The organism is Bacteroides togonis, from assembly GCF_900130135.1.
Classification (GTDB): domain Bacteria; phylum Bacteroidota; class Bacteroidia; order Bacteroidales; family Bacteroidaceae; genus Bacteroides; species Bacteroides pullorum.
Genome location: NZ_LT670820.1, coordinates 1,337,077 through 1,351,097, shown reverse-complemented (window position 1 = coordinate 1,351,097; position 14,021 = coordinate 1,337,077). Strand labels below are relative to the sequence as shown.

Annotated in this window: 15 protein-coding genes; 6 read left to right on the top strand and 9 right to left on the bottom strand. The window is 46.5% G+C overall.

The window, feature by feature from the left end:
- Nucleotides 1-11: 11 nt before the first annotated feature.
- The 5 genes from BQ8005_RS05895 to BQ8005_RS05875 form a co-directional block, all read right to left on the bottom strand.
- Nucleotides 12-998 (bottom strand): Gfo/Idh/MocA family protein, encoded by a 987-nt coding sequence (locus BQ8005_RS05895; RefSeq protein ID WP_021846216.1) that lies wholly within the window; start codon nt 996-998, stop codon nt 12-14.
- A gap of 39 nt (nt 999-1,037) precedes the next feature.
- Nucleotides 1,038-1,469, bottom strand: coding sequence for an RNA-binding S4 domain-containing protein (locus tag BQ8005_RS05890; protein ID WP_021846215.1), 432 nt, complete (start codon nt 1,467-1,469; stop codon nt 1,038-1,040).
- Complete coding sequence (gene pth / locus BQ8005_RS05885; protein WP_075318978.1) at nt 1,466-2,029, bottom strand: aminoacyl-tRNA hydrolase; 564 nt, start codon at nt 2,027-2,029, stop codon at nt 1,466-1,468. Before pth ends, BQ8005_RS05890 begins: the two co-directional genes overlap by 4 nt.
- A gap of 237 nt (nt 2,030-2,266) precedes the next feature.
- Entirely contained in the window at nt 2,267-2,857 is a 591-nt protein-coding gene (locus BQ8005_RS05880; protein ID WP_021846213.1) for a 50S ribosomal protein L25/general stress protein Ctc, read from the bottom strand.
- Nucleotides 2,858-2,997: 140 nt separating this feature from the next.
- Nucleotides 2,998-3,417, bottom strand: a complete 420-nt coding sequence (locus tag BQ8005_RS05875) for a PUR family DNA/RNA-binding protein (RefSeq protein ID WP_075317414.1) — start codon at nt 3,415-3,417, stop codon at nt 2,998-3,000.
- A gap of 257 nt (nt 3,418-3,674) precedes the next feature.
- Between BQ8005_RS05875 and nusB the strand changes: the two genes are divergently transcribed.
- The 5 genes from nusB to BQ8005_RS05850 all read left to right on the top strand — a co-directional run bounded on the left by nusB (nt 3,675) and on the right by BQ8005_RS05850 (nt 7,111).
- Nucleotides 3,675-4,601 (top strand): transcription antitermination factor NusB, encoded by a 927-nt coding sequence (nusB, locus tag BQ8005_RS05870; protein WP_075317413.1) that lies wholly within the window; start codon nt 3,675-3,677, stop codon nt 4,599-4,601.
- A 45-nt stretch (nt 4,602-4,646) separates the two neighbouring features.
- Nucleotides 4,647-4,979: a preprotein translocase subunit YajC gene (gene yajC, locus BQ8005_RS05865; RefSeq protein ID WP_075317412.1), complete on the top strand. Its 333-nt coding sequence runs from the start codon at nt 4,647-4,649 to the stop codon at nt 4,977-4,979.
- Nucleotides 4,980-4,991: 12 nt separating this feature from the next.
- The gene (locus BQ8005_RS05860; RefSeq protein ID WP_075317411.1) at nt 4,992-6,008 is read left to right on the top strand and encodes a CdaR family protein; all 1,017 of its coding nucleotides are present in this window, start codon (nt 4,992-4,994) and stop codon (nt 6,006-6,008) included.
- The gene (coaE, locus tag BQ8005_RS05855; RefSeq protein WP_075317410.1) at nt 5,998-6,606 is read left to right on the top strand and encodes a dephospho-CoA kinase; all 609 of its coding nucleotides are present in this window, start codon (nt 5,998-6,000) and stop codon (nt 6,604-6,606) included. The genes BQ8005_RS05860 and coaE overlap by 11 nt, the downstream gene beginning before the upstream one ends.
- 73 nt (nt 6,607-6,679) lie before the next feature.
- Nucleotides 6,680-7,111, top strand: a complete 432-nt coding sequence (locus tag BQ8005_RS05850) for a DUF5606 family protein (RefSeq protein WP_021846207.1) — start codon at nt 6,680-6,682, stop codon at nt 7,109-7,111.
- Between the two features lie 194 nt (nt 7,112-7,305).
- Here BQ8005_RS05850 and clpB read toward each other — a convergent pair whose 3' ends face one another.
- Entirely contained in the window at nt 7,306-9,900 is a 2,595-nt protein-coding gene (clpB, locus tag BQ8005_RS05845) for an ATP-dependent chaperone ClpB (RefSeq protein ID WP_075318976.1), read from the bottom strand.
- A gap of 206 nt (nt 9,901-10,106) precedes the next feature.
- Between clpB and BQ8005_RS05840 the strand changes: the two genes are divergently transcribed.
- Nucleotides 10,107-10,724: a DUF6621 family protein gene (locus BQ8005_RS05840; RefSeq protein ID WP_075317409.1), complete on the top strand. Its 618-nt coding sequence runs from the start codon at nt 10,107-10,109 to the stop codon at nt 10,722-10,724.
- Nucleotides 10,725-10,805: 81 nt separating this feature from the next.
- Here the strand turns inward: BQ8005_RS05840 and BQ8005_RS05835 are convergent, their stop codons facing one another.
- The 3 genes from BQ8005_RS05835 to recA form a co-directional block, all read right to left on the bottom strand.
- Nucleotides 10,806-11,882 carry a YeiH family protein gene (locus BQ8005_RS05835; RefSeq protein ID WP_075317408.1) on the bottom strand — a complete coding sequence of 359 codons (1,077 nt, stop codon included), beginning with the start codon at nt 11,880-11,882 and terminating at the stop codon, nt 10,806-10,808.
- Nucleotides 11,883-12,011: 129 nt separating this feature from the next.
- The gene (locus BQ8005_RS05830) at nt 12,012-12,893 is read right to left on the bottom strand and encodes a LysR substrate-binding domain-containing protein (protein WP_075317407.1); all 882 of its coding nucleotides are present in this window, start codon (nt 12,891-12,893) and stop codon (nt 12,012-12,014) included.
- 81 nt (nt 12,894-12,974) lie between these two features.
- Nucleotides 12,975-14,015 (bottom strand): recombinase RecA, encoded by a 1,041-nt coding sequence (gene recA, locus BQ8005_RS05825; RefSeq protein WP_021846201.1) that lies wholly within the window; start codon nt 14,013-14,015, stop codon nt 12,975-12,977.
- Between the last annotated feature and the right edge of the window lie 6 nt (nt 14,016-14,021).

Sequence of the window (14,021 nt, the reverse complement as noted above, 5' to 3'; positions counted from 1 at the left end):
CTCGATTTTTATTAAATTTTTCCAAGTATCTTGTCCATCACCCAGTTTGTCAGCGTAGCACTCTCGCCGTCGCAAGTGCAAACCGATTTTCCCAACAAGTGGTCTACGACCGCTTGGATGAGCGGTTGCTGAACGTAGAGTGGATTGGCGATAGGAATTTCCTCGCGGCCCTTTTCGGTATGCAAGGCTATTGGATCGTAGGTGAAGACAGAAAAACAGATCATACCTTTATCGCCGATAATTTCGATACGGTCCTCGCGGGCAGAGTCGTCGGCTACGAAACACCATGAACCACTGCCCACCAGTCCGTTATCGAATTGAAAGCAGGCACTGATGGTATCTTCTGCCTGATAAAGTCCCCCGCGATTGCTCTTGTAGCCGCTGGCTTCCAGAATACAGCCGAAGATTTCCTGCAGTAGGTCTATCTGATGGGGAGCCAAGTCATAGAAGTATCCGCCTCCTGCTATGTCGGGTTGTACACGCCAAGGCAGGTTTTCGCGATTGTAATCCAAATTGCGTGGCGGTTGGGCAAAGCGTATTTGGATATTGATGACGTTGCCGATGGCACCTTCCTCGACAAGCGATTTTACTTTCTGAAAGTAGGGTAGATAGCGGCGGTAATAGGCTACAAAGCAGGGAACGCCCGTTTCTTGCGAGATGCGGTTGATGCGGCAGCACTCTTCGTAAGTGACGGCCATCGGTTTTTCGATATAGACCGGCTTGCCTGCCTTCATGGCCATGATGGCATATGTGGCATGAGAAGAAGGGGGAGTGGCGATGTAGACAGCATTTACGTCTTCGTCGTCTATCAACTCTTGTGCGTCGTCATACCATTTGGGAATGTTGCGCTCCTTGGCGTATGTTTTGGCTTTGGCACCATTGCGACTCATGACAGCCACGACTTCGGAACCTTCTATTTTCTGGAAAGCGGGGCCGCTCTTGTATTTGGTCACTTCTCCGCAACCGATGAAACCCCATCTGATCTTTTCTCTTTTCATTGTGCAAGACGTTTTTTGATCTATTACAATTGCAGTTGTTTATTCATCGTCGTCTTCGTCGTCGAAGTCAAAGTCGAAATCGAAGTCGTCCATGAATTCGGGTGTAGTGAATTCTTCGAGACTTCGGCGATCCTTCTTTGTAGGACGTCCTGTACCCTTGGCGCGGTTCACGAAACCACTGACACGACTCATTTCCAACAATTCATATTGGTCGGGCGTAGTGACGTTTTCCATCATTTCGGCCACAAGTTTGGCGCCCACACGTTTCTCGATGGCTTGCAGTACCTTGAACGAGTAGGTGATGGGAGGCTTGCGTACCTGTACTATGTCGCCTGGCTTCACCATGCGGGCTGCTTTGGCTTGTGCACCGTTGATACTGATACGACCTTTCTTGCAGGCTTCGGCAGCGATGGTGCGAGTCTTGAAGATACGCACGGCCCACATCCATTTGTCTATTCTGGCTTCACTCATTTCTTGTTGAATTGGTTCATGGTTATGTCGATGCCTGCCAGGCAGAAGCTTTTCACGATTTCGCCCGCGGTTTTCAGTCGTTCGGGCATGGTCTTCCAGTCCTCGTCCGAGAAGTGCCCCAGCACGTAGTCCACTTGTCCGCCGCGAGGAAAGTCGTTGCCGATGCCGAAGCGCAGGCGGGCATAGTTCTGCGTGCCCAGTGTAGCGGCAATGTGTTTCAGCCCGTTGTGGCCCGCGTCGCTTCCTTTTCCTTTCAGGCGCAGGGTACCGAAGGGCAAGGCAAGATCATCTACGACGATGAGCGTATTTTCCAACGGTATGTTTTCTTTCTGCATCCAGTAGCGCACGGCGTTTCCGCTGAGGTTCATGTAGGTGGATGGTTTAAGCAGCAGCAGCTGGCGGCCTTTTACCGAGAGGGTAGTGGTGAAGCCGTAACGGCCGTCCTTAAAGGTGGCACCTGCCTCTTGCGCCAGTGCGTCTACAACCATGAAGCCGATGTTGTGGCGGGTTTCGTGATATTCGGGGCCTATGTTTCCAAGGCCTACAATCAGGTATTTCATTTTGTTCTCAAATTTGTAGGGAAAGGGAAAAGCATTGCTTTCCTTGGCGTATTCCATCGTTTTCCTTCGAACATCCCATCGTTTTCCTTGGAGGAACTCTATGGCGTGTCCGGCTGATAAAAAAAGGACGCGGATTATCGCAGCTTTCCGCGGATTGTGTAAACCAAACCTGCGTCTCTGCGTTAATCCGCGTCTTTCTTGTTTCGTTTATCCTTATCTCAGAAAGGAACGTTCCGATTAGTTGTTTGCGGCAGCGGCGGCACCTCTTGCGGCACGTGTCAGCTTAACGGCGCAAACGACAGCTTCCTTGGCGTTCATCAGCTCCAGACCTTCGTAGTTCAGTTCGCCAACCTTAACAGTCTTACCCAGACCCAGGTGAGAAACGTTTACTACCAGTCTTTCAGGGATAACGTTGTAGAGGGCTTTTACTTTCAGCTTACGCATCTGCAGAGCCAGCTTACCACCGGCCTTTACACCTTCTGCCAAACCTTCGAGCTGTACGGGTACTTCCATTACGATAGGTTTAGTTTCGTCGATCTGATAGAAGTCAACGTGCAGGATGGTATCCTTTACAGGGTGGAACTGGATGTCCTTCATGATGGCGTTGTACTTCTTGCCGTCGATTACGAGGTCTACTACATAGATGTGCGGAGTGTAAACCAGGTTACGCAGGCCGTCTGCAGGTACAGTGAAGTGGATGTTTTCGCCACCACCATAGAGTACGCAGGGTACACCGTTGTTTTTACGAATGGCCTTCAAGGCTCTTGTCTGTTCCGAAGAACGCTCTGCAATGGTTCTTGCAGTTCCTTTTACTTCAATTGATTTCATTTGAATTAATTTTTTGTGTTACTCTAAATTAAGTAGTTGTTTTTGCTTAATTCACCATCACACGATGCGGCCTGGCCGCACATGCTGTAAAAAAGCGGTGCAAAAGTACTGCTTCTTTTTGAATAATCAAAGGGTTGTGCTTAAAAATCGATGTCAATCTTGATTTCGCCTTCTGCCAGGGCTGCTGTATCGTTGCCGGCCGTTTCCTGCTGAGCGCTTGTGCTTTGAGGAGCGTCAGCTTCTTTTTTATTTTCATTTTTGGGTGTGCAGGCGCCTTGTTGTTCCTGAATGAAGCAGATGGATTGCTTCAAACCGTTCATAAACTTCTCGAAGTCTTCCTGATAGAGGAATATTTTGTGCTTTTCGAAGCTTACTTGTGATTCTTCGCCTTCACCACTGATGATTTTTTTGCTTTCTGTAATGGCAAGGAACATTTCGTCTTTTCTGTTTTTCTTTACATCCAAATAATAGATGCGTTTGCCGGCCTTGATGGCTTGGGAATATAAGATTTCCTTGTCACTGCTCTCTCCACCGTTTTTCTTTTTCCACTCTTCTTCCATAACTAGTCAGTAAATAGTAATAGGTCGTTAATACTGTTTTAATCTCGATATTTTCGTGCGTTGGGTTCCGTCGTTTATAGAGCTGACGGAGCCGATCGACTTGTATCGGGGCTCAAAATTGACGATTTTTTTTCAACTGTCAAAAGAAAATGGCTGGATTATCAACTTCTGCAATAAAAAAACTGATTTATTTATGCCAAGTCATTAAAAATGCCTACTTTTGTCCCCTGTTAAACAAACCTATTTATATAAGATATATGATTAACAGAGTTCTTATTCGTCTTAAGATTATACAGATTGTATATGCTTATTATCAGAACGGCAGCAAGAATTTAGACTCGGCGGAGAAAGAATTGTTCTTCAGCCTTTCCAAGGCTTATGACTTGTACAATTATCTGCTGATGCTGATGATGGCTTTGACGAACTATGCACAAAAACGTATTTCGGCTGCGAAAGCCAAGTTGGCACCTACGCCAGAGGAATTGTATCCTAACACTAAGTTTGTGGAAAACAAGTTTATCGCCCAATTGGAGGTGAATAAACAGCTTTTGGATTTCATGTCCACTCAGAAACGCTCGTGGGACAACGACGAGGATTTCGTGAAGAGCCTTTACGAAAAAATCATTGCTTCGGACATATATAGGGAATATATGGCATCCGACGACCGTTCTTATGAAGCCGACCGCGAGCTGTGGCGGAAGCTTTATAAGACTTTTATCTTCAATAACGAAGCATTGGATTCCTTGCTCGAAGATCAGAGCCTCTATTGGAATGACGACAAGGAAATTGTAGACACCTTTGTGCTGAAGACCATCAAGCGCTTTGATGAAAAGAACGGGGCTAATCAGGAATTGTTGCCCGAGTTCAAGGACGACGAAGATCGTGAATTTGCACGTCGCCTTTTCCGTCGCACCATCCTCAATTGCGACTACTATCGCCATCTTATCAGCGGAAATATCCGTAACTGGGATTTGGATCGTGTGGCTTTCATGGATGTCATTATCATGCAGTGCGCCTTGGCCGAGATCCTGAGCTTCCCCAACATTCCTATCAGTGTGTCATTGAACGAATATGTCGACATCGCCAAGTTGTACAGCACAGCGAAGAGTGGTAGCTTTGTGAACGGAACGCTGGACGGAATTGTTAATCAATTGAAAAAAGATGGAAAGCTGTCGAAAAACTGATATCTTTGCTTTCCAAACTTATAAAAAAACAAACGGAAAAATCTTATGAATTTAATGACAGTATTTCTTTTGCAGGCTCCAGTTACAGGACCTGATGCCAGCTGGACATGGATCATGCTGATTGCCATGTTCGTTATCATGTATTTCTTTATGATTCGTCCGCAGAACAAAAAGCAGAAGGAAATCGCCAATTTCCGCAAATCGCTTCAGGTGAACCAGAAGGTTATCACAGCCGGAGGTATCCATGGTGTGATTAAGGAAATCAATGATAATGATGTAGTGCTGGAAATCGCTTCGAACGTAAAAATCCGTATCGACAAGAATTCTATCTTCGCTGCCGCAGCTGATGCCAACAACAGCCAGGCTGCCAATAAATAAAAAACGATACTTATGTTCGAACAGAGGAACATAAAGCGCTTATTTTTGAAGACGAAGAAACAGACAAAGGACTTCCTGCTCAGTGCGAAGAGCCGGGAGTTCTTTGTTTTTTTGTGTTTCTTTTTCATTGCGGCAGGCTTTTGGTTACTTCAGACGCTGAACAACGATTATGAGACAGAGTTTTCTATCCCAGTTCGGCTGAGAAATGTTCCTGAAAATGTGGTTATTACTTCTGAGCCAGTGTCTGAAGTCAGGGTAAGGGTACGTGATAAGGGTACAGTGTTGCTCAACTATATGCTTGGCAAAAATTTTTATCCAGTAATCCTTGATTTCAAGAACTATATTAACATGGGAAACCATGTCCAAGTGCAGACCTCACAGGTGCAAAAATGGATAACAGGCCAGCTGAACGCTTCTACCGCATTACTTTCCATGAAGCCTGATACGTTGGAGTATTACTATTCTACGGGTGTGTCTAAGATGATACCAGTCAAGTTGTGTGGCAACGTGAGTGCAGGCGAACAATATTATTTGCCCGATACGCTTTTTACGCCAGATTCAGTTCGAGTTTATGCTCCTTCGGATGCTTTAGATACGATGAAAGTCGCTTATACTTTACCTTTGAATCTGGATAATATTACCGATACTTTGGAACGTGAAGTTACTTTGTCGGCCCCGAAGGGTGCAAAATATATTCCTGCTTCTGTAAAACTGACATTGCCAGTCGATATGTATACGGAGAAAACAGTAGAAGTACCTCTGCGAGGTGTCAATTTCCCTGCCGACAAAGTGTTACGAGCTTTTCCGTCGAAGATAAAGATCTCTTTTCAGGTAGGAATGGGGCGCTTTCGTCAAATTACAGCTGACGATTTTCATTTGGTCGTTTCTTATGAAGAGCTGGTTCGCTTGGGTAGCGAAAAGTATACAGTTAAGTTAAGGACTTTGCCTGAAGGAGTCAGTCATGTGCGTTTCAACCCCGAACAAGTTGATTTCTTGATAGAGCAAATACCGGCAGATTATGGCTATTAGGATAGGGTTAACAGGAGGAATTGGTAGTGGCAAGAGTGTTGTGTCGCGTTTGTTGGAAGTGATGGGTATTCCCGTCTACATTTCTGATATCGAAACTCGTCGGCTGATGGTTGCGGATGAAAGTATCCGTCGTGGTCTGACGTCATTGTTGGGAGAAAATATATACATCGGGGAAAATCTGAACAAACCTTTGTTGGCTTCTTATTTGTTTGGCAGTGCGGAACATGCAGCTCAAGTAAATGCAATTGTACATCCGCGGGTCAAGGATGATTTTCGTCTTTGGTGCTCTGCCCGTTCTACATGTCCTTGGGTAGGTATGGAATCGGCTATACTTTTGGAAGCAGGGTTTCGGGGAGAAGTCGATAAAGTAGTTATGGTTTATGCTCCTTTGGAAGTCCGTATTCAGCGGGCTGTCAGTCGTGATGCATCGTCACGCGAACTGATAGAGCAACGTATCCGCCGTCAGATGGATGACGAAGAAAAACGCAGGATGGCTGATTATGTCATCGTAAATGATGGTAATTCTCCTTTGATTCCTCAGGTTTTGGCTCTGATTTCTTCGCTATCTAAAAATATTGATTACCTTTGCGAGCGCTAATGCAGACGGATTTTCCGAAGCAATTAGTGGTATTTTTTATTTGTCTAATATTAAAAATTGAATAGAACAGATTATGTTGAAGACTATTTTGTCCATTTCTGGCAAACCTGGATTGTATAAACTTGTTTCGAGAGGCAAGAATATGTTGATTGTTGAATCGATTGCTGATAAAAAACGCTTTCCGGCATATGGCAATGAGAAAATAATCTCTTTAGGTGATATTGCCATGTATACGGATGCTGAAGATATACCTTTGCGTCAAGTTTTTGCTTCGATGAAAGAGAAGGAAAACGGTGCTTTGGTCACATTGAATCTGAAGAAAGCTTCTGCTGATGAACTTGGTGCATATTTGGCTGAAGTACTTCCTAATTATGACCGTGATCGTGTTCATGTATCAGATATCAAGAAGTTGATTTCTTGGTATAATTTGTTAGTAAACGCAGGTTTGACTGATTTTGAAGAGAAGCAGGTTGAAGAAGAAACTGAAACAGAAGTTGCTGAATAATTAACTGGCAAAGAAAAGTAATAATAAAGGCTGAATCGATGTGGAGATGATTCCAATTCGATTCAGCCTTTAATTTGAGGTCTTCTATTTAATAGCCTGTTAAATGCTCATTTAATCGCCTATTAAATGGTCGCTTAATAACCTATTAAATGCCCACTTAATAGTCTATTAAATAATTAAGTGGACATTTATGGTCAATTTTTGAATACAAGTCCATCCTTGGCGGCATTTACGTCTACGATGATAGGGCGGTTGCGGTCCACTTCCTGTGCCAGCAACTTCTTAGAGAGGTCGTTGAGCAGGTAGTGTTGGATGGCACGCTTGACAGGACGGGCGCCAAACTCTGGATCGAAGCCAGCTTGCGCCAGGAAGTTGATAGCAGCATCGGTCAGTTGCAGTGTCACTCCGTTGCCTTCCAGCATGCGGCGTACACTGTTGATCTGCAGCGTTACAATCTGACGTATCTCAGGCTCGGTCAGCGGCAGGAACATGATGGTTTCGTCGATACGGTTGAGGAACTCGGGCCGTATGGTCTTCTTCAGCATGTTCATCACTTCGCGCTTGGTCTCTTCGACAATCTGCTCCTTGTTGCTGCCGTTCAGTTTCTCCATCTGGCTCTGGATGTACGAGCTTCCCATGTTGGAGGTCATGATGATGATGGTGTTCTTGAAGTTCACCGTCCGGCCTTTGTTGTCGGTCAGACGTCCGTCATCGAGTACCTGCAACAGGATGTTGAATACATCAGGATGAGCCTTTTCGATTTCATCGAACAAGACTACGGAGTAGGGTTTCCGCCTTACGGCTTCGGTCAGCTGCCCGCCTTCATCGTAGCCGACGTATCCGGGAGGCGCTCCGACGAGTCGGGACACGCTATGCTTCTCCTGATATTCGCTCATGTCGATACGGGTCATCATTGTCTCATCATCGAACAGGAATTCGGCCAAAGCCTTGGCTAATTCGGTCTTACCGACCCCCGTCGTACCCAGGAAGAGGAAAGAGCCGATAGGCCGTTTGGGGTCCTGCAGACCGGCACGGCTGCGACGCACTGCGTCGGATACAGCTTCGATGGCCTCGTCCTGACCGATAACGCGCTTGTGGAGCTCTTCTTCCAGGTGGAGGAGTTTCTCCTTCTCGCTTTGCAGCATCTTGCTGACGGGGATACCCGTCCAGCGCGATACGACGTCGGCGATGTCTTCGGCATCGACTTCTTCCTTAATCATGGCGTTGTCGCCCTGCATCTGATGCAGCTTTTGCTGGGTCTCTTCGATTTCCTTGTTCAAGGCCTGTAGCTTGCCGTAACGGATTTCGGCTACTTTGCCGTAGTCACCTTCGCGTTCGGCCTTCTCGGCTTCGAATTTCAGGTTCTCTATCTCGACTTTGTTCTGCTGTATCTTGTTGACTAGTGTCTTTTCGCTCTGCCACTTGGCTTTGTAGGAGCTTTCCTGTTCCTTGAGTTCGGCCAGTTCCTTACCAATCTGTTCCAGCTTGGCTTTATCGTCCTCGCGCTTGATGGCCTCGCGTTCGATTTCTAGCTGCTTGATCTTACGTGAGATTTCGTCCAGCTCTTCAGGCACAGAGTCTACTTCCATACGCAGCTTGGCAGCGGCCTCATCCATCAGGTCGATGGCCTTGTCGGGGAGGAAACGGTCAGTGATGTACCGGTTGCTCAACTCCACGGCGGCGATAATGGCATCGTCTTTGATACGAACGTGATGATGGTTTTCGTAACGTTCCTTTAATCCACGCAGGATGGAGATGGTACTCAGCGTATCAGGCTCGTTCACCATGACGGTTTGGAAACGACGCTCTAGTGCTTTGTCCTTTTCAAAATACTTCTGGTATTCGTCAAGTGTTGTGGCACCGATACTTCGAACTTCGCCACGGGCCAGCGCCGGTTTCAGGATGTTTGCGGCATCCATGGCACCTTCACCCTTACCGGCACCTACTAGGGTATGGATTTCGTCGATGAAGAGGATGATGTTGCCTTCGGACTGTTTTACCTCGTTGATGACGGCCTTCAGACGTTCCTCGAACTCACCTTTGTATTTGGCTCCGGCTACCAGGGCACCCATGTCGAGCGAATACAATTGTTTGTTTTTCAGGTTCTCCGGCACATCACCACGAAGGATTCGCTGTGCCAATCCTTCGACGATGGCGGTCTTACCGGTACCTGGTTCGCCGATCAGGATAGGATTGTTTTTGGTACGACGGCTCAATATCTGCAGAACCCGACGGATTTCTTCGTCACGGCCGATGACTGGATCGAGCTTGCCGTTTCGGGCGGCATCTATCAGGTTGATGGCATACTTTTCCAGTGATTGATAGGTATCTTCGCTCGATTGTGAAGTGACCTTTGATCCCTGACGCAGTTCATTGATGGCTGTACGCAGTTCTTTTTCGCTCATACCAGCATCTTTCAGGATACTCGATGCAGTACTCTTGACAGTTAACAGGGCCAGCAAAATGGGTTCCAGTGAAACGAACTCGTCGTTTAGTTCCTTGGAATAGTCCATGGCTTTCTGCAACACTTCGTTGGTTTCACGGCTTAGGTAAGGTTCCCCGCCCGATACCTTGGGCAGTGACTCTATCTGCTTGTCGAGAACCAGCTCTATCTGCTGGACGTTCATGCCTAGTTTCTGGAAGATGAAGTTAGTGACATTCTCACCCACTTTCATGACTCCTTGCAGCAGGTGTACCGGCTCGATGGCCTGTTGTCCCCGGCGTTGTACTAGGTTCACGGCCTCCTGTACGGCTTCTTGCGCTTTGATTGTGAAGTTGTTAAAATTCATATTGTTTCTCCTTTCTTTAGTCTTGGTTAGGTTTGACATTGATTGATTTGCAAAACTCTTGCCATTTGTGTTGTATGGACAGAATGTCTTATAATTGGTAATTTTGTATGACAAAATGTCATTCATTCAGCCTTTATGTCTTGTTTTTCCTTTATTTGTGTTATCTTTGCACATTTCACAGGTGATAACTGACATGAATTAAGAATATGAATAGAACTGCGGATTTGAAACTCTCGGAACGTGTGATATTGATAGACGTGTCGTTCTTGAACCAGACGGTCAAAGTGGTGCGTGAAGTGATGTCTGCTCGTCTAGGGCGTCCTTTGCCTATGTTTGACTTGGTAGCTTGGTTGGATTGTCTGCTGCTAGATGCGGGTATCCGTGATTTTTCTTCGGCAGAGGTGCAGGTTTTGTTAGTTCAAGGAGCGGATGGGGATGCATTGAGTGTCTGTACCCCTTCTCTTTTGTCTGACTTGGATGGCAAGGCTTGTCGCACAGGGTTGGCTGAATATGTTTTTGGGGTAGTTCCCACTGAAAATCTGGCGACGGCCGAGGCGTTATATCACGATCTGTTGACTCTTGTGTTGAACAATGTTTCCGTAAAGCAAGCATTATTGGTACCTGCCACGACCATCGACGAGGAAAAAATGAATGAGGTGACGGGTGAAATTCTTCGGGAAAGGAGAAAGAATGCGAAGGAGCAGGAAGTGCAGGTGGTGTGGTTCCGCATGGAGGAGCTTACTTTGCCATCAGTTTGCCAGTGGTGTCCGGTGGTTCCTTCTTTGGCTTATGTACTGGGAATTCGGGAGGAGGAATTGAATTGAGATTGTTCTAAGAAAAAGAAAAATGGGCTTACTTCTGTTAGAACAGGAGCAGGCCCATTTTTATGACCAAGGTTTGGCTTATCAAGCCATCAGTGGCACCAAATACTTTACAAGTAGGTAGCCGCCCAGTAATAGCCAGATAAAGAGTCCAAAGGCCAGTACGAAAGGTTTGGCTCCGGCCTGTTTGAACTTATCGATGCTTGTATCTGTGCCCAGTGCTGTCATGGCCATGGTTAACATGAAGGTATCAATGTATTCGATGGCTCCGTTCAGAGGGATCTCCTTGACGGTTGGTGCATCGAAGAGATACTGAAGTAGAGAGTTCAGGCAGATGATACCGATGAAACCAAAGGCAAACCAAGGAATTGTAATCTTGCTCTTAGTTGTTGTGCCGTCTGCTGATAATTTTTTTCGTCCGGCAAGGGCAAAACTCATGATGACCAGTACGGGGGCCAGCAGCATGACACGGATCATTTTGGTGATGGTGGCTGTACCAGCAATGCCTAACGTATCGGTAGGATCCATCGCATTGCCTGCGCCTGCTACATGAGCTACCTCATGCAGAGTGCTTCCCGTATAGATGGCTACTTGGGTGTCGGACAAACTAGATAGCACTCCTGAACGGTACATGATGGGGTAGAGGAACATGGCAATAGTTCCAAAAATAACTACGGTAGATACAGCGATAGCTGTCTTATGGCCTTCACATTTGATGACAGGTTCAGCACCCAATACTGCTGCCGCACCGCAGATGGCACTACCGGTTGATGTGATCAAGGCTGTATCTTTATCTATTTTCATCAATTTGCCCAAGAATACCCCCAAGAAAATGGTGCCGCATACGATGATGCTGTCTACTACAATGGCAGGTAGACCTACGGCTGCTACTTCGGTCAGTGTTAGACGGAAGCCATAGAGCACGATACCGGCACGAAGAATCTGTTTGGTACAGAATTTGATGCCAGGTACCCAGGTTTCAGGCAGACGGTTGCGAAGGCTGTTAGCATAGAGCATACCTAATATAATACCTACAATCAACGGACTGAAGGATAAACTTTTTACGAATGGAATTTCAGCGATGTAAAAAGCTGAGAAGGAGAATAAGGCAATGAGTAGGATACCATGAAAGGTGTTGCCTCTGTTTCCACGTTCGAACATAACAATTCTTTTTTTGTTGGTTTAACTTTTTCTTTTCGGACGCAAAGGTACACATTTCCTATGGAGGCTACAATTCTTATATTTTTATCAGTTATAACCAAAAGTAATAAGTATGAGAGGTAGGGATAGTTATCGTTGGGTGAATTGCATGAAAACTTGGCTAAGTCCGCTTTCTTGCCCTTGTAGTTGGGCAAAATTGAATTCACGTTTCATTTCTAGCCCCTTGACATCGACTACGCGCAAACGGCCGGCATACAATTCTCTGCTGACGGAACGGATGGAAACGATACCCAAACAGTCTGTATGTTCCAAAAATAGTTTGATGCTTTCTGTGCTTCCCAAGTACATGAGTACATGCAGGGAGGATAATTTAATGTTATGTCTTAGGATGGCCCGTTCGAAGACATCTAAAGTACCCGATCCGCGTTCGCGCAGCACCAGTGGGAAGGTGGCTAGTTGTTCGGGAGTTATTTCATCGGCTATCGGCAGGCGGCTACCCGTACGTACGACGACGACCAGTTCGTCTTCCAGAAAGGGAGTGTAACGCAAATTGGGTAGACGTGTCACTCCTTCAACCAATGCCAAGTCTATACGATGATCTTGCAAGGCTGTTTCCATTTCGCGTGTATTTCCATTGAGTAGTGATAATTCTACTTGTGGAAATTTGCTGATAAAAGTGCCTAGCATGGGAGGAAGTACGTATTGGGCAATGGTTGTACTGGCACCTAACCTCAATTTGCCTGTATATTGATTATGAAGCAGGTGCATTTCGTATTCCAATTTGCGGTATTCGTCTAGAATGCGTTCGCAATGTTCTAAGAGCAGTTGTCCTGATTCGGTCAGGGATATTTTTCCGCCTTGTTGATCGAATAGGCGAGTTTGGTAGGTGCTTTCCAGTTCCTGTATATGTTTGGTGATGGCCGGTTGGCTGATAAATAGCTCTTGAGAAGCTTTGGTAAAGCTCAAGTTTTGAGCTACGGAATGGAATACTTTCAGGCGGAAATCGCTCATGCTTATGGAGGTGCTACTAAAATAATGAATAATAGAGGGGAGCCATGTGGCTATCCCCTCTATGAGTTTAGGTTCGAAGTTTTATTTTTCTTTCTTCAGTTCTTCGAATATCAGTCCTTCCAGTTCTTCGGCCAATTCGGGATTATCCAGAATTACTTGCTTAGCGGCATCGCGGCCTTGAGCTAGTTTGGTGTCATTGTAGCTGAACCAAGAGCCACTCTTCTTGATGATACCCAGTTCGGTACCCAGGTCGATGATTTCGCCTGCGCGAGAGATGCCTTCGCCGAACATGATGTCGAACTCAGCACGACGGAAGGGAGGAGCTACCTTATTCTTGACAACTTTCACTTTGGTCTGTTTGCCAATAACGTCCTCGCCGTTCTTGATGGCCTGACCACCACGGATGTCGAGGCGGACGGATGCGTAGAACTTCAAGGCATTACCACCGGTAGTCGTTTCGGGATTGCCGAACATGACACCAATCTTCTCGCGCAATTGGTTGATGAAGATGCAGCAGGTGCGGGTCTTGCTGACGGCAGATGTCAATTTGCGCAAGGCTTGTGACATCAGGCGTGCCTGGAGGCCTACCTTGTTGTCGCCCATGTCGCCTTCGATTTCGGCCTTTGGCGTAAGGGCGGCTACGGAGTCAACAACGATGATATCGATAGCTGAGGAGCGGATGAGCTGTTCTGCAATCTCCAGGGCCTGTTCGCCGTTGTCGGGTTGGGAGATGAGGAGGTTGTCCACGTCAACGCCCAGCTTGGCTGCATAGAAGCGGTCGAAAGCGTGTTCGGCATCGATGAAAGCGGCGATACCTCCAGCTTTCTGTGCTTCGGCGATGGCATGAATGGCCAATGTGGTTTTACCAGAGGATTCAGGGCCATAGATTTCGATGATACGTCCGCGGGGATAACCACCTACACCCAAAGCTACGTTTAGTCCGATGGAGCCAGTGGGAATGACTTCGACTTGTTCGATGCTGTCGTCGCCCATCTTCATGATGGAGCCTTTGCCGAAACTCTTTTCTATCTTGTCCATGGCGGCCTGCAAGGCTTTCAGCTTTTCGCTATTGGGCATTACGGCGCCTTCGTTCTCAAAATTCAGTTCGTCTTTTTTTGCCATACTTGT